The 21559-nt window shown below is 64.4% G+C and carries 12 protein-coding genes; 7 read left to right on the forward strand and 5 right to left on the reverse strand.

Annotation, left to right across the window (positions count from 1 at the left end; all coding sequences use genetic code 11):
• The first annotated feature begins 157 nt into the window (after positions 1-157).
• Positions 158-1711, forward strand: a complete 1554-nt coding sequence (locus IYY11_RS18900; RefSeq protein WP_196405273.1) for an FAD-dependent oxidoreductase — start codon at positions 158-160, stop codon at positions 1709-1711.
• Positions 1712-1719: 8 nt separating this feature from the next.
• Here the strand turns inward: IYY11_RS18900 and IYY11_RS18905 are convergent, their stop codons facing one another.
• The gene (locus IYY11_RS18905) at positions 1720-7773 is read right to left on the reverse strand and encodes an apolipoprotein acyltransferase (protein ID WP_196405274.1); all 6054 of its coding nucleotides are present in this window, start codon (positions 7771-7773) and stop codon (positions 1720-1722) included.
• Between the two features lie 268 nt (positions 7774-8041).
• Between IYY11_RS18905 and IYY11_RS18910 the strand changes: the two genes are divergently transcribed.
• The gene (locus IYY11_RS18910) at positions 8042-8485 is read left to right on the forward strand and encodes an Hpt domain-containing protein (RefSeq protein WP_196405275.1); all 444 of its coding nucleotides are present in this window, start codon (positions 8042-8044) and stop codon (positions 8483-8485) included.
• On the opposite strand, the gene IYY11_RS18915 is transcribed toward IYY11_RS18910, so the two are convergent.
• Positions 8452-9363: a transporter substrate-binding domain-containing protein gene (locus IYY11_RS18915; RefSeq protein WP_196405276.1), complete on the reverse strand. Its 912-nt coding sequence runs from the start codon at positions 9361-9363 to the stop codon at positions 8452-8454. The genes IYY11_RS18910 and IYY11_RS18915 overlap by 34 nt on opposite strands.
• Before the next feature lie 71 nt (positions 9364-9434).
• Here IYY11_RS18915 and IYY11_RS18920 point away from each other — a divergent pair, with 71 nt between their 5' ends.
• A complete protein-coding gene (locus tag IYY11_RS18920) occupies positions 9435-11444 on the forward strand; it encodes a glycosyltransferase (protein WP_196405277.1) in 2010 nt (669 codons plus the stop codon).
• Here the strand turns inward: IYY11_RS18920 and IYY11_RS18925 are convergent.
• Positions 11403-12476, reverse strand: a complete 1074-nt coding sequence (locus tag IYY11_RS18925) for a DGQHR domain-containing protein (protein ID WP_196405278.1) — start codon at positions 12474-12476, stop codon at positions 11403-11405. The two genes, IYY11_RS18920 and IYY11_RS18925, sit on opposite strands and share 42 nt — an antisense overlap.
• Positions 12477-12758: 282 nt before the next feature.
• On the opposite strand from IYY11_RS18925, the gene IYY11_RS23495 reads away from it, so the two are divergent.
• Together IYY11_RS23495 and IYY11_RS18935 are read left to right on the forward strand one after the other, a co-directional pair.
• Positions 12759-14243: an ATPase domain-containing protein gene (locus IYY11_RS23495; RefSeq protein WP_312029754.1), complete on the forward strand. Its 1485-nt coding sequence runs from the start codon at positions 12759-12761 to the stop codon at positions 14241-14243.
• Complete coding sequence (locus tag IYY11_RS18935; RefSeq protein WP_196405279.1) at positions 14240-15814, forward strand: hybrid sensor histidine kinase/response regulator; 1575 nt, start codon at positions 14240-14242, stop codon at positions 15812-15814. The genes IYY11_RS23495 and IYY11_RS18935 overlap by 4 nt, the downstream gene beginning before the upstream one ends.
• Before the next feature lie 72 nt (positions 15815-15886).
• Here the strand turns inward: IYY11_RS18935 and IYY11_RS18940 are convergent, their stop codons facing one another.
• Together IYY11_RS18940 and IYY11_RS18945 are read right to left on the reverse strand one after the other, a co-directional pair.
• The gene (locus IYY11_RS18940) at positions 15887-17509 is read right to left on the reverse strand and encodes an ABC-F family ATP-binding cassette domain-containing protein (protein WP_196405280.1); all 1623 of its coding nucleotides are present in this window, start codon (positions 17507-17509) and stop codon (positions 15887-15889) included.
• 177 nt (positions 17510-17686) lie between these two features.
• Positions 17687-18400 (reverse strand): MgtC/SapB family protein, encoded by a 714-nt coding sequence (locus IYY11_RS18945; RefSeq protein ID WP_196405281.1) that lies wholly within the window; start codon positions 18398-18400, stop codon positions 17687-17689.
• Positions 18401-18706: 306 nt separating this feature from the next.
• Here IYY11_RS18945 and IYY11_RS18950 point away from each other — a divergent pair, with 306 nt between their 5' ends.
• The gene (locus IYY11_RS18950) at positions 18707-20038 is read left to right on the forward strand and encodes a DEAD/DEAH box helicase (protein WP_196405282.1); all 1332 of its coding nucleotides are present in this window, start codon (positions 18707-18709) and stop codon (positions 20036-20038) included.
• 36 nt (positions 20039-20074) lie between these two features.
• Positions 20075-21541 (forward strand): glycerol-3-phosphate dehydrogenase, encoded by a 1467-nt coding sequence (glpD, locus tag IYY11_RS18955; RefSeq protein ID WP_196405283.1) that lies wholly within the window; start codon positions 20075-20077, stop codon positions 21539-21541.
• Positions 21542-21559 lie beyond the last annotated feature (18 nt).

A 21559-nucleotide genomic window follows, 5' to 3' on the forward strand; every position in this document is an offset into this window, starting at 1 on the left:
CAGCGCCTCTCGTCGTTAAAAAGGTGACAAATGTTCGTTTCTTGACGAATCACGATCAGTTCCGTCCAGACCGAGGCTTGCCTCTCTTCAAGCGCCGCCCTCTTTAGTAAGCGTGGCAATAGGCGGGCGCGCACGGCGCGGAACAGGAGAGAGCGACATGACGGAAGAGGGGCGCAGTCAGCCCGCGGGCCCCGACTTCACGCAGGGAGTCGCTCCCGCCGAAATTTCCGAAGGTCGCCCCTTGCTTGGTCATGTGGCGGGCGAGGACGCCGTGATGGCGCGACAGGGTGACGAATTCTTCGTGATCGGCGCTCATTGCACGCATTATCACGGGCCCTTGGCCGAGGGGCTCGTGGTCGGCGGCTCGATCCGGTGTCCCTGGCACCATGCCTGTTTCAGCCTGCGCAGCGGCCGCGCGTTGCGCGCGCCCGCCTTTGATCCGCTGCCGCGGTGGCGGGTCGAGCAGGCCGATGGAAAGGTGTTTGCGCGCGAAAGGCTGCCGGATACGGCGCGCCCGGAGCGTAAGGGCGCGGCCGAGCCGCGCGGCGTCGTCATCGTCGGCGGCGGCGCCGCGGGCTTCGCCGCGGCGCAGATGCTCAGGGCGGAGGGTTATGACGGCATTCTGGAGCTGATCAGCGCCGATGTGGCCGAGCCCTACGATCGGCCCAATCTCTCGAAGGACTATTTGGCCGGAACCGCGCAGGCGGACTGGCTGCCATTGCGCGACCCGGCCTGGTATCGAGACAATGGCGTGCAGCTACGTCTCGGGCAGCGCGTCGTGTCGCTCGATCCGGCGGGCAAGCGGCTAACGCTCGCTGACGGGGCGGCGCTGTCTTACGACGCGCTGCTGCTCTGCACGGGCGCCTTTCCCGTAAAGCTGCCGACGCCGGGGGCGGAACGGAGCCACGTTCATTATCTGCGCTCGCTCGCCGACGCCGACCGTCTCATCGCCGCCTGCGCCGGGGTCCGCCGCGTGGCGGTGATCGGCGCGAGCTTCATCGGCCTTGAGGTGGCGGCGTCGCTGCGCGCCCGCGGTCTCGACGTGCGCGTCATCGCGCCCGAGGAGATACCAATGGCGCGCATTCTCGGCCCCGAAATCGGCGCGCATGTGAGAAAGCTCCACGAGAGTCACGGCGTCATCTTTCATCTCGGGGACACGGCGACGGAAATCGGCGAACGCACGCTCACTTTGAAAAGCGGCGCAACCTTGGACGCCGATCTCGTGGTCATCGGCGTCGGCGTGAAGCCGGATCTCTCGCTCGCCCAATCCGCCGGCCTCGCCGTGGACCGAGGCGTGCTCGTCGACGAATATCTGCAAACAAGCGCGCCCGATATTTACGCCGCCGGCGACATCGCCAGCTGGCCCGACAAGATCACGGGCGAGAGGATACGCGTCGAACATTGGGTGGTCGCGGAGCGTCAGGGACAGACGGCCGCGCGCAACATTCTCGGCCGCAAGGAAAAGTTCGACGCCGCGCCGTTCTTCTGGAGCCAGCATTACGATGAAGCGATTTCCTATATCGGAAACGCCGCGTCGTGGGACCGGCTGGAGATTTCAGGCGATCCGAACGCCGCCGACTGCGCCGTTTCCTACTTCAAGGCCGACAGGCTGCTGGCCGTCGCGACGATCGGTCGCGACTTCGACAATCTGCGCGCCGAAGTCGTTTTTGAAGCGCGCATCGGCGCCGAGCCGCCGGAATCGATCGAATAGGGTTCGAGCTATTCGAAGCGTCCGGAGGCGTGGCTGAGCATGGTGTAGACCTTGCCGGCGTCGCCGGTCAGCAGGTCGAGCGCTTTCGAGCCGTCGTGGTCGCCGCGGCTTGTCTCGATGAGCAGATCCTCGAAGTGCTGGACGTAGCGATCGGCGGTCGTGCGAAACGCCTGATCGACGCGATAGCGGCGACGAATTTCCTCGAAGGTCTGATGGCCTTGCGCGGTATAGAGACGGCGACCGAAAAGTCCGCCCTTCTCGCCGCGCTGATAGCGGCGCCAAAGCTCCGCCACGGCGGCGTTGTCCACCATACGCGCAATGTCGAGCGTCAGGCTGTCGAGGGCGCCCGCCGTCGCCAAGGACCGCGCCTGGCGCGGCGGTTGCGGCGCGGCGTCGTCGAAGGAGGCGCGCGCTAGCAGGTTGCTCAGCCAGCCGCCTTGCGGCTCGCGTGTCGGCTCCGCCGTGCGATTCTGCGCGAGGCGTGGCGCTGCGGGCTCGGCGCGCACCGCCTGATCCACGACCGGCTGACGGAGCGGAGGCGCGCTCTGTTCGGCGATGTCATAGACGCGGCCCGAACGCGCCACGATGTCGGTGAGTTCGTTCAGCGCCTTCACCTGATCGCCGACGACCCGCCGCAGCGCCGCCGCCTGCTCCGCGGTTTCGCGCGGAATTTCGGTCGCGCCGCGGCGCACCTCCTCACGTGTCTCCTCGATCTCGCGATGAATGTTGCGCGCGAGGCCGCGAATATCGTCTGTCGCGGCGTCGAATTTCGAGCGCGCGTCGCCGAAGAGACGGGTGATCTCTTCATTGGTTTCCGAGAAGGCGGCGCGCAGCGCCTCCGACGTCTGTTCGCGTTCGCCTTCCGCGGCGGCGCGCACCGCTGCAAAGCGCGTCTCGATCAGATCGGCGGTTTGCCGGGAGGTTTCGCTCAGCTCTCCTCCAAGGTCGCGCGACCGCGTCTCGATCGAGCGGAACGAACGGTCCATCAGTTCGCTGAACTGTGTCATGGCGCTTTCAAATTCGGCGCGCCGGCCTTCGATGAGCGTCACCAGATCTTCGAGCGAGCGGCGGCGGGCGGCCATCACCGCGTCGAGCGCCTCCTGGCTTTGAGCCAGCTTTTCTGCGCTCTGCGATAGCGTGTGCTGTCGTTCGTCGAGCGCCGCGACAATGGCGTTGGCGTCCTGCATCGTGCCGCCCGCGACGGCGCTGATATGTTCAACTTGCGTCGAGGCCTCGTTGAGGGCGCCGTGGAACTCGGCAAGGCGCTTGCCAAGTTCATGTTCGAGCGTGACCAGATTTTTGCCGGTCGTGTCGATGACCGCATGCAGCGAGGCATTTGTCTCGCCGAGCGTGTCGAGCAGGGTGGGCAGCTCGGCGCGGATCTTTTCGTTTGTCTCCAGCAGCGCTGCAATCGAAGTCTGCGCGCTGGTCTCCAGCGTCAGCGCCAGCGCCTCGCGAGAGGCGTCCAGCGCATTCGTCAGCTCATCGCGCTTGACGCCGAGGCGTGAGACAAGGGCGGCGCTGCTATTTTCAACGGCGGTCGCCACGAGATCGCCGATCGTCGTCAATTCCTGGGCGACGGCTCCGCCGCGCGCGTCGAGCACGGTCTGCATCTGCGTGAGGCGCTCATCCAGCGCGCCGCTGATCTCCGCGACGCGTTCGGCGAGCGACTGGCCGAGATCGCCCGTGCGCGCATGAAGCGTCGTGTCGAATTCGTGTCGCGCGACGGCGAGAACGTCTTTGATGTCTTGCAGACGGGCGCCGATCGTGTCCACGACCAGTCGGCCTCCTTCGTCGATCTCCGAAGAAACGGCGCCGAGCCGGCTGATCACATTGTTCTCAAGCAGCGCGATGCGTCCGTCGAGGGTCGTCTCCAGCTCCTTCGCGTGTCCGCCCAGCGCTTCGTTGATTTCCTCGGTTCTGGAGGCGATCGTATGGGCCAGTTCGCTCGAGCGCGAGAGCAGCACCCAGTCGACGTCCTTGATCTTTGCGTCGAGCGTTTGCATGACCTGACGGCCGCCGTCCTCCATCACCCGCGCGACTTCAGCCGCGTGTTTGGAGAGCGCCTCCTGCAGCATCTGGCCGCCGACGCCCAGGCCCGCGTCAACGCGGCCGACCAGTTCGTCGATGCGGTCCGCCGCCTCCATTGTTCTGGCGTTGGCGACGTTCTCGAAGGCTTCGATCTTGTTCGACATCGTCGACGCGATGTCGATCGCGCGCGCGCCAAGCTTTTCGACCAGATGGCCGCCTTTGTTCTCGATTGCGCCGTCGATTTCGGCCAGTCTCGCGCCGATCTCATCGGCGAAATGGCGAGAATTGTCGCCAATCCGGGCGTTGTAATGCTCGACCTGCGCCGAGAGCCTTTCGACGAGCGCGCCGCCCTGCGTGCGGATGGTCTCATCGAGCGACTGCAGCCGGTCGTCGATCCGATGCGTAATTTCTTGCGCCTGCACGTCGAGTCGAGCGGCCGCGTCCATCGTCCGCGTCGTCAGATTGTCGACGAGCTGCGTTCCCTTGCCGCCGATCACGTCTTCGACGACAGCGAAGCGCTGAGTGAGTTCGGCGCTGAGGCGTTCGGCCTGCGCGCCGACCCGGTCGGCGAGTTCGCCGCCGTCGCGAAGCAGCGCATTCTCGAATTGCGTGAGCTGTTCGCCGAGCGTGACCGCGATGCGTTCGCCATGGTCGGCCAGCGAGGCTACGACGTCCTTGCTTTCTGACAGGACGGCGTTCTCGAAGGCGCCGAATCGATCGTTCACCAGTTCATGCAGCCGCTCGCCCTGCGTGGCGATCGCCAGAACGGCGTCGCTCGCCGTATTGGAGAAGCGCTCATGCATCGTGGCGGCGTTTTCGGCGAGAGCCGAGGAGGCGTCCGCGACGCTTTGGCGTAGCTTGTCGCGCAACGCCGCGCCGTGCGTCTCGAATTCCTGCAGCGCGAGTTCGCGCGTCGTCTCCATGGTTTTGGCGACGAGCATTCCCGCCGTCTCGAGCGCGTTGAGCCGCTCGTCGAGCAATTGGTCGACGCGCGTCGCATGTTCGCCGACGACGGACGCCACGCTTTCACTGTGACGCTTGACGGCATCTTCGAAGGAGCCGAGCTTTTCGGCGAGGTCGACTTCGGCGCTACCGGCGTGCTCCGCCAGGCGCTGCGCGATCTCGCCGCCCTGGCGCACAAGCACGTTTTCGATCGCTTCAAGACTCTGCGCGACAGCGTCGCTGACCTGTCCGCTGTTGCGGGCGAGGCTGTCTTCGAAGGCGACGAGTTTGTCGCCAAGTTCTGCGGCGGCGCGCTCGGTGCGGGCCGCGACCCGGGCCGCCAAATCTTCGCCCTGGCGCGCGACGACGTCTTCGAACGTCGACAGACCTTCCGAAAAGGCCACCGTCGCGCGTTCGCCGTGCTCGCTGACGCGCCGGGTGATTTCTTCGCTGTGACGCTCGACGGCTTCTCCGAAAGCGGCGAGCTGCGCCGAGAGGGTCGATGCGGCGCGTTCACCGCGCTCGCCGACGCGCTCGGCAATCTCGTCGCCGTGGCGGCTGATGGAGGTCTCAAAGGCGGTGAGTTGCGCCGAGAGCGTCGATGTTGCGCGTTCGCCTTGCTCGCCGACACGCTGCGCGATCTGTTCTCCGTGGCGCGTGACGGCGTCTTCAAACGAGGCCAGCTCAGCCGCGAGCGTCGACGTCGCCCGTTCGCTCTGTTCGCTCACGCGAAGGGCGATGTCGTCGCTGTGGCGCACGACTGTCTCTTCAAAAGCGGCGAGCTGCGACGTCAGCGTCGACGTCGCCGTTTCGCCATGTTCGCTGACGCGCTGCGCGATTTCCTCGCTGTGGCGCGCGACCGTATCCTCAAAGGCGGCGAGCTGGGTCGCAATGGCGGACGTCGCGCGTCCGCCATGTTCGGTTACGCGCGTCGCGACGTCGTCGCTGTGCTGCGTGACCGCTTCCTCGAAGGCGGCGAGCTGAGCCGATAATGTCGCCGTCGCGCGCTCGCTCTGTTCGCTGACCCGTTCGGCGATTTCGCCGCTGCGGCCATTGACCGACTCTTCGAATGCGGCAAGCTGCGTGGAGAGCGCCGACGTTGCGCGCTCGCTGTGTTCGCCGACGCTCTGCGCAAGTTCCTCGCTGCGCAGCGCAACCACCGTTTGGAAGGCGGCGAGCTGCGTCGCGACGGTCGTCGCGGCCCTCTCGCTGTGTTCGGCGACGCGCGAGACGACGTCCTCGCCGTGCCGCGCGAAAGTGTCCTCGAAGGCGGCGAGCCCGTCCGAAATGACGGAGCTGACGCGATCGCCATGTTCAACGACGCGCATGGCCGCTTCGGCGCTGTTGCGCACCACGGCGTCTTCGAAGGCGGCAAGCCGCTCGGCGAGAGTGGTCTCGATCTGCAGCCCGCGTTCGGCGATCCGTTCCGCCACTTCGCCGCCGCGGCCGAGCACGGTCTGTTCGAAGGCCTGGAAGTTATCGGCGAGCGTTTCATTGACTCGGTCGCCATGCTCCCCGATCGCCGACACCGCTTCGCTGGCGGCGGCGACAAAACGCGTCTGCACGGCGTCGACCTGTTCGACAAGCGCCGTCGAACTCTGGTTCAGGCTGCGCGAGACTGAGTCATGAAGCGCTTGTCCGCGCAGCTCGAATTCGTTCTGCGCCTTCTGATGCGTGTTTTCGAGCAGGCCGACGATTCGGGTTGCCGCCGTTTCGAATGTCGTTTTAGCGTTTTCGACATGTTCGGCGACGCGGGTCGTCAGCCGTTCCTGAGTCTCGGCGAGCGAGCGCTCAAAGGCGCCGCCCTGCGTCTCGATTGTTTCGCGAAGCGCGCCGCCGGTCTCCGTGAGCTGCGCGACGATCCGCTCCCCCTGGCCGCCGATCGCCTCGGAAAAACTCGCGCCGAGCTCTTCGAATCTTTCGAGCACATCTTGGCCGCGCGCGCCGAAATCGCCGGCGATCGCTTCGCTCGCGGCTTCCAGCTTGCGGCCAACTTCCTCGACGCCGTCGGCGAAACGGCGGCTGACGTCCTCGCTCGCGCCGGTCACTTTCTGCGCGACTTCGTCGCCGGTCTGGGTCAGCGCGATCAGCACTCTTTCGCCGTGACTGGACAAAGTCGATTCAAAGGCGTCGCCTGCTTCGTCAAGCGCGAGCCGGATCTCCTCGCCCTTGGAGCCGAGCGAGGAGGTGACCCGCGCGCCGGCCTGGCTCACCGCTTCCGCGAGATGGACCGAAGTTGTGGCGAGTTCCTGAGACAGCGTCTCGCGCGCGCCAAAGAGCGCCGTGCGGGCGTTGTCGGCGTTGACGACAATCGCTTCGCGTTCGCGGGTCAGTTCGTCGATGAGAAGCCGAATGCGCCGTTCATTCTCGGTGTAGGAGCGCTCGAGGTTGGTCACCTCGGTGCGCACGATCACTTCCAGTTCGCCGGCCCTTGCGAGCGCGCGTTCGATTCCGTCTCCCATGGAGGCGGCTTCGCGCCGGATCGCCTGAGAGAGCGAGACGACTTGTTCGGTGGCGACCGTTTCCGGCTCGATGAGCCGGATGGCCACTTCGGTCATGGAGTTGGCGATGAGCCGCATTTCATGCGCGCGGCGCGCCATCAATCCGGTGAGGAAGAGAAAAACGAGAGGCGCGAGCAGCGCGGCGAGCGTCAACACCGGCTTCGGCGCGAGCGTCAATCCGTTGGAGTCGAGGATTTCGCCTTGATGGAAATAAACATACAGGGCCCAGCAGGCCGCCCACAGTCCCATGGAGGCGAAGGTGAGCGCCATGATCGAGCGGTTGGGCTTGATCTGCAGCGCCTGCCGCAACTCGCCGACCGTGCGGCGGTCGTCGTTCGCGGGCGCAAGGGCGGGCGCCATCGCTGCGGTCTGCGGTTGAACGCGGTTCTGCTGTTCGCCGTAAGCGGAGGCCGGCTTTCTTTGGTCCCCGGCGTGCGCTTCCGCTCTCGGGCTCTGGGGCGGGCCGGACCGGTTGTTCGCCTCATCCGCAGCGCCTGCGGCGTCCGGCGGCGCGCCGATATCCAGCGCCTCCTCGATCGCCGTCAGCGCGGCGGACGCCGCGTCCTGGATCTTTCCCGATGTCGCCATTCGTCGTCTCCAGTGGCGCAGACGCGTCGCGCCCGGCCGATTTCACGGCCCACCGCTCAGCGACCGCCATTGAATAAAGATTAACCAAACTTTACAGCCCAATCCGGGCAATTGAAACATGCGCGCGGACCGTATCGGGAAACTTCGTTAACGCGCCCTTCAGGATCGACGCGGCAGTCTCGACGCTGGGGGCAGTTTGCCAGACTTTTACCGGCGGACTGCAAAACGAACCGGTTTGCGATAGATATCAAGGGGAACAGGAATGGGGATGGCGAAACTGGCGGACTCCACGTTTCTTAATTGCCAAGCTCAGCCGCAGCCGTTTTCCGAGGTCGACGGGGAGGCGCCGATCGACCTTGTCCATCTCTCGCGGCAGACGTTCGGCGACCATGATCTCGAACGGGAGCTGCTGGGACTTTTCGACGCACAGGCGGCGCAATTTGCGAAACGTTTGCGCGCGCTCGCCGCGCCGGGCGACGCCGACTGGCGCATCGCGCTGGCGCATACCGTCAAGGGGTCGGCGCGGGCGATCGGCGCCTTTGAGGTGGGGCGCGCGGCGGAGGCGTATGAACAGGCGCTGCGCGGCGAGGATGCGAGCGTCGCCGAGAAGGCCGAGATGCTGGGCGCCGCCATCGGACGCGCGCGCGGCGCCATCGCTTTATTGCTGGGCGGCGCCGCTCAGAACGGCCCCACGGGGAAATATTTCAAATAAAGCTCGGCGAAAACGCCGCGCTGGGCGAGGCGGGAGAGCGCATAATCGAGCGCCCGGCGCAGCGGCGCGTTGCCTTTTTTCACGGCGATGCCGACGCCCTCGCCGAAATATTTCGGATCGGTGAAGGGGCCATCCCGAAAAACGCAGCAGCCGGCCGCCTCTGCGCCGTTCAGCCAGTAGGAAAGGGCGATGGCGTCGCCGAAAACCGCCTGAACGCGGCCGTTCTTTAGCGCGTTGCGGGCGAGGGCCGGCGTTTCGAACGTCACCAAGGTCGAGCGCGGATAGAAGGCTTGCAGAAACGCCTCGTGTCGCGAGCCCGCGACCACCGCGATCGGACGATCGGCGAGGGCGGCGGGAGACGCCGACGTCAGGGTCGTGTCGGCCTGCATGGCGAACCGGCCGGGCGTCAGCATGTAAGGCCCGGAAAAATCGACCTGTTTTCGAGTGTCGTCGTTGATCGAGAGCGAAGCGATGATGGCGTCGCCGCTATTGTCGTTGAGCGCGGGAATGAGCAGATCCCACCGCCGCCGCTGGATCGTGCAGGCCGTGTCGAGTTCGATGCAGATCGCCCTGGCGAGATCGATATTGAAGCCGGCGACCTGTCCATCCGAAAGCAGAAAATTGAACGGCGGATAGTCGTCCTCGGTCAGGAAGCGGATCTGGCGCAGTCCGGAGACGTCCGGCTTTTCCGGCGTGCGGTTGGGGTCCCAGAATGAGGGCGCATTCTCGGCCGGCGGCGTCGACGCGGGGGGCGCCGGCGTCGGCGGCGCGCCGTCAGCCGCCGCAGCCGCGAAGCTGGACGTCAGCAACAGCGCGGCGAGCGCCGCACGGATTGAGGCGAGAAGACGGGTTCGGCGCGGCTGAGGGAGACGGCGCATAAAAGGATTGCTTGGCCCTTGCTGGAGGTCGATAGTCGCGCGCAGGCTGCTGCGCTCGCCGGATTTATTGCATGAATTTTGTGCCGATCGATAGTGTTGCCGCCTCTGCTTCGCAGATCAAGGACGAACTTCCTCCTCAGCCTTTCAGACGCCGGGCGCTCGCTGACTCCTCGGCCATTCGCCGGCCGTCGCCGTCGCGCGCGACCGCGTCGAGATCCATTCCCGTCGAAATCGCCTTTCTTTCGGGGCATGGCGTGCCGGAGCAAGTGCTGCAATTCGCCGCTGCGACGGCGCACCGCCAGGGCGTTTGCGCCGACGAAGCGCTACTCGCCGAAGGGCTCGTCTCCGAGGATGTCTTCTATCGGGCGCTGGCGAAGCATCTCAGCGTCGACTTCGTCGACAGTCTTGTCGACGTCGCCCCGTCAGGCGTTGCGACGGCCGAATGCGGCTACGCGCGGGTTCGGGACCCGTCGAGCGGGTTTCTTTGGCTGTTCGCGCCGAGCGGCAGCGGCGTCTTTCGGTTGATGAGCGCGCGGCGTGCGGCAAGAGGCCGGCCGCTTTTCGCGATCACCACCCGAACGCGGTTCTTGGAGGCGGTGCGTCGCGCCGATCCCGCCAACGCCGCGCGCGACGCGGCCTTTCTCGTCGAGCGCGTCGATCGAGACTTGTGCGCGCGCGGCGGTCTGCGGCGTGGTCAGGTGGGACTGCTGTTCGTCGCGCTGATCGGAATGGCCGCGAGCCTTTACGCGCCCTTCTTCTTTCTACGCCTTGCATCGGCCTTGCTCCTTGCAAGCGCATTCTTTTGCGGAGCGTTTCTGAGGCTTTTCGCCTGCGCGGCGAGCCTTCAACGCTGCGCAGACGCCGAACTGCTCGAAAGCGAGGCGCAACTGCCGATCTACACGATCGTGCTTGCGCTCTATCAGGAGGCCGCCGTTGCGCGCCAGCTCGCTCGGGCGATTGACCGCTTGGATTATCCGAGAGCCAAGCTCGATATAAAATTCGTTATCGAAGCCGACGATGAACCAACGGCTGCGGCGTTGCGCTCGCATCCGCCGCATGCGCCGCATGAGATCGTGGTTGCGCCCGAGGGCGCCCCGCGCACCAAGCCGCGCGCCCTCAACGTCGCCATGCCGCTCGCTCGCGGATCGCTCGTCGCGGTGTTTGACGCGGAAGATTTGCCTGAGCCGCGGCAATTGCGCCGCGCCGCGACGCTCTTCGCCGCCTCGCCGCCGAGCGTCGCCTGTCTGCAGGCGAGCCTCGCCATCGACAACGGCGAGCTAAATTGGATGACGGCGATGTTCGCGCTTGAATACGCGGCGCTTTTCGACGTCTACAACAAGGGCCTCGCAGCGATGCGAATGCCGCTCTTTCTCGGCGGCACGTCTAACCACTTCCGCATCGAGGCGTTGCGCGACATCGGCTTTTGGGACGCATTCAACGTCACCGAGGACGCGGATCTCGGCCTGCGGCTCGCGCGTGCAGGCTTTGAGGTGCGGACATTCGCTTCGCAAACCTTCGAAGAGGCGCCCGCGGTCTTCGGCGCGCTGGTGAAACAGCGCACGCGCTGGTTTAAAGGCTGGATGCAGACATTCATCGTGCATTGCCGCCGGCCTATGCGGCTTTTCGTCGATCTCGGTTCGCGGCGTGCGATCGCGGTCCTCGCCATGTTCGCCAGCGGATTGTTTGGTCCTTTGCTCGGCCCGTTCCTGGCGGCGCGCATGGCCTATGATGCGATCTTTGGGGCTCTGTTGGCGCCGGTCGCGCCATTAGAAGTCGCCTTGAGCACGCTGTGGTGCTGTCTGGCGATCGCCGGAGCGATCTCCCTGATTTTGCCACTCGCCATGGGGATGCGCCGGCGCCGCCTGACGCGGTTTCGCCGTGCGCTTATCTATCTGCCGCTGTGGCTGATGATGCTGAGCATCGCGGCCTGGCGCGCGCTTTATGAACTCTGGCGGCGTCCCTTCCATTGGGAAAAAACCGAGCATGGGCTGACCCTGCGCGGCGTTGTCGAAGCGGAAAAAGACGTCGACCCATTCGTCTCAAGAAAAGAGCCACTGTTTGATCAGGAAGCCGGCGCTTAGCGCCTTGCCGTAATGCTCGTGCAGCGCGACATGACTCATGCCGGCGCGCGGCAGATCCGATTTCTTCAAACGCTTGAAGAAGGGAATGAGCACGTCCTCGAAGTTCGCCACTGTGTATTTTCCGCCATGGCGGTCGGCGACGCGCTCGGCGACATTGGCGAACAGCAGCGCCAGCGCCTTGAACAAGGCCGGATGGGTGATCTGCTCATCGGCGTTGTGCAATCCGAGACCATGTCGGCAGGCGCGCAAATAGGCGTTGAGCACCGCGTAGACTTCCTCCGCCCGCGCGTCGACGAATGCGCCTTTGATCGAGCGCAGCGCGGCGTTGAAGGTGACGCGCGAAATCGTGCCCTTGCGCCGTTCCGCCGGACTGAGCAGGTCCTTGAGCGCGCTGTCGTCGCGTGTGTGAAAAAGATCGAAGACATCGTGCAGCAGCGCGTCGGCTTTCGTCTCGACTTCCGAGAGGCGGCGGATGTCGAGCAACAGCTCATTGGGCACCGGCCGCTGCTTGGTGTTGATGTCCATGAACAGCCGGCATTCTTCCGAACGCTTCAGCTTGTTGTAGATCACCACCGGCACGTCGACGGCGCGCTTCGCCAGCTTGAAGCCGAAAACCCGATGTTGGCCGTCGATGATCAGGAAGGCGCGGGGGTCCTGCCGGAATGTCAGCGTTCCGGCGGCGCGGTCATAATGCATATGCGCGCGCGACTGCGCCGACAGCACGACGGCGCCAGGAACCGTGCCGAATCCGGCGTCGATATATTTGGCGATGGACTTCGCGCGCTTTGGATCCAGCAGGCGCTGGAAGCCCTCTTCCGGATTCTCGACCCGCGGTTCGACCGTGCAGGTTTCGGCGAGCAGGCTGCTCGGGAGCACCAGCGCGTAAAAGCGGTGCGCGCCTTGAGAAACGAGTTGCGCCGGAACGGTGATTGGCGTTTTGCTGGCGGCAGAAGCGGAGGAACTGCGCAATTCGGCCCCTGCGTCCGGCAATGGGGCGGATTCGGCGATATCGCTGAGCGTGTCCCGATCCATGTTCTGATCCCTCGGAAGCGCGAACTTTTGACAGCGTTCGCGACAGCTGACTCGACGAATCGACCGGCACTCGGACAAAAGGCTAAGCGGGAAAAGGCTTGGGGGCAAGATGGGTTGAGGGCGCAAGGCAGGGTTTATCTTCGGAATTTCGATCCGACGCCGTTGCGGCCGCGGCCGCGATGCTCTTTTTAGGCCGCGGAAAGGGGAGTATTGCGGAAAGCAATGTTGTCGAATACTTGCCGTGCTGTAAGATGAACACTCGCGATTATCGGGAGCGCCACAGTGTCCGTGCCGATTGAGACAACCCCGCGTTTTGCAACAGGCGTTCCGGGGCTCGACAGGGTTCTTAACGGCGGACTTCCGCGCTGCGCTCTTATTCTCGTTGAAGGCGCGCCCGGCAGCGGCAAGACGACCATGGGGCTCCAGTTGCTGATCCAGGCGGTCCGCGCGGGGGAAAGCTGCCTCCTCGCGACGAGCGCCGAGTCGCCGCAACAGTTGCGGTCGATCGCCGCATCGCACGGATGGAGTCTCGAGGGGATCAATATCACGGGCCTGTCGGAGCCGCCCAGCGCGGAAGAGGGGCTCGATTACACGCTCTTCCCGGAAGCGGAGGTCGAGATCGGCGAGACATTCGACCATCTTTTTTCCGAAGTCGAACGGTTGAAACCAAAGCTGCTCGTGCTCGATACGATCTCGAGTCTGCGTGTTGTCGCGCCCACGGCGGCCTTCCATCGGCGCCAACTGAAACGTATTCGCGACTTCATGGCGGCGCGCGACTGCACGACGGTGATGCTGGACGAAGCGTCGACGACGGAAAAGGATCTCCGCAGCAAAACTATGTCGGACGGCATCATCGAACTGCGGCAAAAACAGTCTTCGTACGGGGCCGACCGGCGCGCATTGCGCGTGAGCAAACTGCGCGGCTGCAGCTATGTGAGCGGCTCACACGACGTAACGATCGCCACCGGAGGGCTGACCGTGCATCCTCGCCTCGTTGCACAGAGCTTTTCGAGCCTCGTGGGGGCTCCGGCGCTCGGCTCCGGCAACGCACAGATTGACGCGCTTGTCGGCGGGGGGCTTCCCCGGGGTTCGAACACGCTTATCGCGGGGCCTGCAGGCGTCGGAAAATCAACCATATCATCGCTCTACGCGATGGCCGCGGCCAAGCGCGGCGAGAAATGCGCCCTTTTTCTATTCGACGAGAGCGAGGAGAGCTATATCGGCCGCAGCGAGGGATTGGGCCTAGACATGCGCGCTGAAGTCGAAGCCGGCCGCATTGAACTCAGGCATCTTGATCCGGCCGAACTGAGCGTCGGTGAGATCGCCGACCTGGTCGTGGATCGAGTCGAGAAGCGGGACGTGAAGCTCGTCGGGATCGACACGCTGAACGGCTATCTGCAATCCGCGATGGAAGAACCGAGTGTTGTTCTTCACATCCGGGAGTTGCTCTCCTTTCTGAGCCGTCGTCAGATTGTCACCATCATGACCCTGACCCAGCACGGAATTTTCGGAACGGAGCTCTCTTCGCCGCTGGACTTCAGCTTCCTGGCCGACAATGTGTTCCTGCTTCGTTATTTCGAGCTTAACGGCGCGCTGCACAAGGCCTTGTCGATCGTCAAAAAGCGTAGCGGCCAGCATGAGCACACGATCCGGAAACTGACGATGAGAGCGGGGGGCGTCGACGTCAGCGAGCCGCTCACAGGCTTTACCGGCGTCCTGACGGGGACGCCTGTGTATCATCCTGAGTCCATCGTTTCGATTCCATGATGACGGAGAGTAGCGCAGCGGATGTCGGCCCGAGCGCCGAGGATAGCCTGCGCGTTCTGATTTTGACGCCAACGGGACGCGACGCCGCCCTCGCCGAAGGCTTGCTCAATCATAGCGGTCTTTCCTGCTACGTTTGCAGCAACCAAGAAGAACTGCGCCAAGAGATCGCGAAAGGCGCAGGCTGCGTTCTTATGGCGGAAGAGGCATTGCCGAGCGATCGCGCGGTGACCTGGGATGATTTGATCGGTCTAGAACCGGCGTGGTCTCAGTTGCCCGTCGTGTTGCTTCTCGCCCGCGGCCACGCTCAAAAAGACCTGGCGTTGCTACGAAAGCTCGAAAAGCGCCCTAGCATCGGCTTCATCGAACGCCCTGCGCAGAAGCGCTCGCTGATCAGCGCGCTCAAGAACGCGATTGACGCCCGTCGACTGCAATACGGCATTCGCGATGCGCTGGAAGCGCTGCAGACCGCCAATCGCCGCAAGGACGAGTTCCTCGCCGTGCTGGCCCACGAGTTGCGCAATCCTCTCGCTGTGATTTCCGCGGCGGTTCACATCAAGAAGCGTCGCTCCGCCGACAGGGACGACGACATGCTATCGGCGATCGAGAGGCAAACTCAACAGCTCACGCGTATCGTCGACGACCTTCTGGAAGTTTCGCGCATCAGCCGCGGCAAGTTAGAGCTTCACAAGGAGCGCGTGGATCTTGTCGCGCTCGTGCGCGAAGTGTTCGAAAAAGGGGCCGACAAACTTCAGGCCGGGAAACATCGCAAACAATTTTACGCGCCCTCGACAGAGCTTTTCATCGAGGGGGATCCCATTCGACTCGGTCAGGTTTTTTCGAATCTTCTCAACAACGCGGCAAAATATACAGCGGACGTCGGCGCGATCGACGTCACGGTGACGCAGGACGGTCGTTTCGCGGTGGTCATCGTTAAGGATACGGGCGTCGGCATTCCGCCCGAAATGATCACGCGCATTTTCGACATCTTTACCCAAGTCGATCGCAATCTCGGAAGGGCTCAAGGCGGGATTGGCGTCGGTCTATCGCTCACCCGCAGTCTTGTAACGCTGCACGGAGGCGCAATCGAAGCCCGAAGTGGTGGCGCGGATAAGGGCAGCGAGTTCATTGTTCGGCTTCCATTGAGCGAAGCGCCGGAGGCGTCGAACGTTGAACCCGCGCAAGATACAAATGAGCGCCGCGCGGCCCAGACGAAGGTGTTGGTCGTGGACGACGACCACCTTGTCGGCAAACTCACTGGCGAACTGATCGCCTCCTTCGGGATGGAGGTGCAGGTCGTTCCTGGCGGGGCAGAGGCGCTGGAAGTGATCCCGAAATTTCAGCCCTGCATCGTCTTTGTCGATCTCGGCATGCCCGGGATGGATGGTTACGAGACTGTCCGGAGGATCAGACAGCTTCCCGGCGGAGATTCGCTGTTCATCGCGGCGTTGTCGGGGTGGGGCCAGGCCGAGGACTTTGAGCGAAGCGCCCAGGCTGGATTTGACCGGCATTTTGTTAAGCCGATCAAGATCTCAGAACTGGAAAATTTGTTCGCCTCGGAGTTACCAACCTGAGCAGATGAGTCCGGGCGTGTGCTTCACGTCGGCTGAGCGCCATGCGAGCTCTTGTCGCCGTGCGCGCTGTCGTCAGCTACGGAGGCCGGGAGCCTCCTGGCCCGTGCGCGCCACATACTCCGTGTAGCCGCCGCCATAAACGTGAACGCCGTCGGGCGTCAGTTCCAGCACCCGATTGGATAGCGCGGCCAGGAAGCGCCGGTCGTGGGAGACGAACAACATGGCGCCCTCATATTGCGACAGCGCGGTGATGAGCATTTCCTTGGTCGCCAGGTCCAGATGGTTCGTGGGTTCGTCCAGCACGAGAAAGTTCGGCGGGTCGTAAAGCATTTTCGCCATGACAAGTCGCGCTTTCTCGCCGCCCGACAGCACCCGGCATTTCTTCTCCACATCGTCGCCGGAGAAGCCGAAGCAGCCGGCCAACGTGCGCAGCGAGCCCTGTCCTGCCTGAGGGAACGAGTCCTCCAGCGACTGGAACACGGTGCGCTCGCCGTCCAGCACCTCCATGGCGTGCTGCGCAAAATAGCCCATTTTCACGCTGCCGCCCTGGGCGACGGCGCCGTCGTCCGGCAGCGAGGAGCCCGCCACCAATTTCAGCAGCGTGGATTTGCCTGCGCCGTTGACCCCCATGACGCACCACCGCTCATTGCGGCGCACTTGAAAGTTCAGTCCCTCGTAAATTCTCCGGGCGCCGTAGCTTTTGTGCACGTTCTTCAGGGTGATCACGTCGTCGCCGGAGCGCGGCGCCGGCGGGAATTCGAACAACACCGTCTGACGGCGCTTGGGCGGCTCGACCCTGTCGATCTTCTCGAGCTTCTTCACGCGGCTCTGCACTTGCGCGGCGTGCGATGCGCGCGCCTTGAACCGCTCGATAAACTTGATTTCCTTGGCGAGCATTGCCTGCTGACGCTCAAACTGCGCCTGCGCCTGCTTCTCGTTCTGCGCGCGTTGTTGCTCGTAGAACACGTAGTTGCCGGCATAGGACGTCAATGTTCCGCCGTCGATTTCCACCACCTTCGTGACGATGCGGTTCATGAACTCGCGGTCGTGCGACGTCATCAGCAGCACGCCCTCATAGGCTTTGAGGAATTCCTCCAGCCAGATCAGGCTTTCCAAGTCGAGATGGTTGCTCGGCTCGTCGAGAAGCATGGCGTCGGGGCGCATGATGAGGATGCGGGCGAGCGCCACGCGCATTTTCCAGCCGCCCGACAGGGCGCCGACGTCGCCGTCCATCATCTCCTGCGTGAAACTCAGGCCCGCGAGGATTTCGCGCGCGCGGCCGTCCAGGGCGTAGCCGTCCAGTTCCTCGAAGCGCCCCTGCACCTCGCCGTAACGCTCGATGATTTCGTCCATGTCGTCCGCCCGGTCGGGATCGACCATGGCGTCCTCCAGTTGCTTCAGCTCGGAAGCCACCGCGCTGACCGGACCGGCGCCGTCCATCACCTCGGACACGGCGCTGCGCCCCGACATTTCGCCGACGTCCTGATTGAAGTAGCCGATGGTCACGCCGCGATCGACGGCCACCTGGCCCTCGTCGGGGTGCTCCTGTCCCGTAATCATCCGGAAAAGCGTCGTCTTGCCGGCCCCATTGGGACCGACGAGGCCAACCCTCTCGCCCTTCAGGAGCGTCGCGGAGGCCTCGATGAAGAGGATCTGGTGACCGTTCTGTTTGCTGATGTTTTCGAGACGAATCATGTGTGCAGGGGACCCGGGAAGGAAAGTTTGGGTAGCCATTAGGCCATGCAGCGCGCCAGCGGAAGAGCATTCCGAATCGCAAACACCGTTGCCTAAGCCTTGACGGGGAACGTCCGCTCTCGGTCAAAAATCATGAACCGCGGGGCGAGGGCGGCGCCGCCTGCTCTCGGCGCGATTTCAATCGCTCGTGCGCGAAGACCAGGTCGCGTGGGAGACGCCGTCGAGCGCAGCGAGCGCCTCGACCACGGCGTCAAGCTGTTCGCCCGTCGCGCTGGACGTCGCGAGGGTCGCGACGATCTCGACGTCGTCTTCGCGCTCGTTCTCAGCAATGTCCTGGATCGGATAAGAGGCGGCTTCGAGCCGCTCGATCAAAGTGTCCCGAATGGCGTCGCGTCGGGCTTCGCTCGCCGTGACGCGGACGTCATAGATCGCTTCGGTCGCGGTTTCGTCGATCGGCGAACGTTCGATCAGACGCACAAGCGGTCGAAGGAGGGTGTTGCCAGCGAGCACGAAACCCGCGAGCAATAGGGCTTCCGCCGGACGGTCGGCGCCGGCGAAGCCGCCGGTCACCGCCGAGCACCAGACGGTCGCCGCTGTGCTCAGTCCGCGGATATTCATGCCTTCCTTGATGATCACGCCAGCGCCGAGAAACCCAACGCCTGACGCCACATAGGCCAGCACCTGGGTCGCGCCCTGATTGCCCATGAGCCGCATGCCGAGATCGACGAAAGCGGACGCGCCGAGCGCGACGAGAGCGTTAATCCGCAACCCGGCGGTGCGCTGCCGATACTGGCGCTCCGCGCCGATCGCGGTCCCGAGAACGAACGCCACGAGCAGCGACACAAACGTATTGAGAATTTCCGCGCCGTCGAAATTTGCAATGGCGTTCATGGCCTAAATCCATTGGCGTTCCGCTGCTCGGCTTATAGAAGGCCGGAGGAAGCTTGTCGCGGCCGACGCCGCGGTCTTGCGGAATGTTGACCCTGAGGCGACGCTCCTGTATGAAGACTGCGCTGCGCCGCAGCATGAGGCGCTCCAGCCGCGTAGGTTGACGTTTTCGTCGACGAGCTGTCGAGCGCCCCCTTTTCCCACGCCGAGGCCCGTTACGCGGGGCCGACTCTTTTTTGGTCCTGAGCTGGCGCTCTCCGCGCCGGTTCTCGTGGCTCGAATCGACAACTGAAAGCAACAATCGAAGTGATGACATTCTCTGATCTCGGCTTGAACGAGATCCTGCTGCGCGCGCTTGAGCGCGAAGGCTACACCACGCCGACGCCGGTCCAAGCGCAGGCCATTCCCGCGCTCCTGCAAGGTCGCGACCTTCTCGGCGTGGCCCAGACCGGCACCGGCAAGACGGCGGCCTTTGCGCTGCCGATCCTGCACCGGCTGCTGGCCGATAAGCGGCGTGCGGCGCCCAACACGGCGCGCGCGCTGATTCTCGCGCCGACACGCGAACTCGCGGCGCAGATCGCCGACAGTTTCCGCTCTTACGGGCATTTCTTTCGCCCAAGCGTCGGCGTCATCGTCGGCGGCGTGTCGCATCGTCCGCAAAATGAGATGCTGGCGCGCGGCCTCGACGTTCTGGTGGCGACGCCTGGGCGTCTGCTCGACCATCTCGGCAGCGGCCGTTTGAAGCTCGGGACGACCGAAGTGCTCGTTCTCGACGAAGCAGACCATATGCTCGATCTCGGATTTATCGTTCCGATCCGCCAGATCGTCGCGAAATTGCCGAAGCAACGCCAAACGCTGCTGTTCTCGGCGACAATGCCGCGCGAGATCTCCGCGCTCGCGGACGACATGCTGCGCGATCCGACGAAAGTCTCGGTGACGCCGGCGGCGACCACCGCTGAGCGTGTCTCGCAACATGTCTATCTGGTTTCTGGCGGCGCCAAGCGCGACCTGCTGGTGGAACTGTTGAACGACCGCGAGATTTCGCGCGCGATCGTGTTTACGCGCACCAAGCGCGGCGCCGATCGCGTCGCGCAGCATCTGGAGAGCGCCGGCGTCGGCGCCGACGCGATCCACGGGAACAAGAGCCAGAGCCAGCGGCTGCGCGCCCTCGACGGTTTCCGCAAGGGCCGCACGCGGGTGCTTGTCGCGACCGATATCGCCGCGCGCGGCATCGACGTCGACGGCGTCACGCATGTCGTCAACTTCGAATTGCCGGAAGTTGCAGAAGCCTATGTGCATCGCATCGGCCGCACGGCGCGCGCCGGCGCGACCGGTCAGGCGATTTCGCTTTGCGACAATGGCGAGCGGCCGTTGCTGCGCGCCATCGAAAAGCTGACGCGTCAGACGCTTGAGTTCACTGACCGGCGCGCCGAAGGCGCCCGCCAGGATGACGGCGACTCCGCACGTCCGGCGCCCAAGAGGCCGAATTCGCCGGCGCCGCATCGAAACGGCGCGCAGCATCCTCGGCGCGATGGGCAGCGTCCCGCCCCGAAGCGCGCCGACGGGCCTGCCAACAACGGCCAGAAGCGGCGCGCCAATGGCGGCGCGCGGTACAAGCAGGCGAGCCGCCCGCAGGCATAAGGCTATAGTCATGGCCGTTCCGAATCGAGGACGGCCATGCTCTACGATCTGCTCATTGTCGGCGGCGGGATCAACGGCTGCGCCATCGCCCGCGACGCCGCCGGCCGCGGCCTCGCCGTCAGACTCGTCGAGCAGGGCGATCTCGCGCAGGGCACGTCGTCCGCCTCGACGAAGCTCATCCACGGCGGTCTGCGCTATCTCGAGCTCTATGAATTTCGCCTGGTGCATGAAGCGCTCGCCGAACGCGAACTGCTGCTCGCCGCCGCGCCGCACATCATCTGGCCGTTAAAATTCGTTCTGCCCTATGAGAAGGGGCTGCGGCCCGTCTGGCTGCTGCGTCTCGGACTTTTCATTTACGACCACCTTGCCCGCCGCAGGCAGCTCGAAGCCTCGCACATGGTGACGCTTTCGCAGGATGCGCTCGGCGCGCCGCTGCGCGCCGCTTACCACGTCGGCTTCACTTACGCCGATTGCTGGGTGGACGATTCGCGCCTCGTCGTGTTGAACGCGCGCGACGCGGCGGAACGCGGCGCGACGATCAGCGTTGGCGCTAAGCTTGTTCACGCAGCGCGACAGGGTGACCGCTGGCGGGCGACGCTCGCGGATGGCGAGACGATTCAAGCGCGCGCGCTGGTCAACGCCGCCGGTCCCTGGGTGTCGCAGGTGATCGAAGACGCGCTGCGCATCCCGTCGCGCAAACATGTGCGGCTCGTGAAAGGTTCGCATCTCGTTCTGCGCAAGCTCTTCGAGGGCGCGCACGCCTATATTCTGCAGAACCCTGATGGCCGCATCGTCTTTGCGATCCCCTATGAGCAAGGCTTCACGCTTGTCGGCACCACGGACGTCTCCTATGACGCTCCGCCCGGCGCCGTGGCGATCAGCGACGCAGAGACGGACTATCTCCTCAATTCGCTCAATCATTTCTTGCGCGTTCCAGCGACCCGCGACGACATCGCGTCGAGCTACGCGGGGCTTCGGCCGCTTTACGACGACGGGGCGCTGAATGCGTCGGTCGTGACGCGCGACTACGCTTTCGATCTCGATGCGCCGGAAGATTCGGCGCCGTCGCTGTCGATCTTCGGCGGCAAGATCACCACGGCGCGCCGGCTCGCCGAACATGCGCTGAGTGAACTCTCGCGCTTTCTTGCCGCGCATGGCGAGCCCTGGACGGCGGACGCGATGTTTCCCGGCGGCGACATGCCGCAAGGCTTCGACGGCTTTCTTGCCGATCTCAAACGCGACAAGTCCTTTCTTGGCGATGCGTTGGCGCTGCGCCTTGCGCGCGCCTATGGAACGCGCGTCTTTCAGATGTTGAAGGATGCGCGCGCGTTGAGCGATCTCGGCCGCGACTTCGGCTGCGGCCTCACCGAGGCGGAGATCGCCTATCTGCGCGAAAAAGAATGGGCGCGGACCGCCGACGACATTCTGTGGCGTCGCTCCAAGCTCGGGCTTCATATGAGCGACGCGCAGCAGGGAACGCTGCGGGAGTTCATCGGCGCCTGACCCCCTCCCTGTCCCTCC

Origin of the sequence: Methylocystis sp. H62, from assembly GCF_015709515.1 — a bacterium.
Lineage (GTDB): Bacteria > Pseudomonadota > Alphaproteobacteria > Rhizobiales > Beijerinckiaceae > Methylocystis.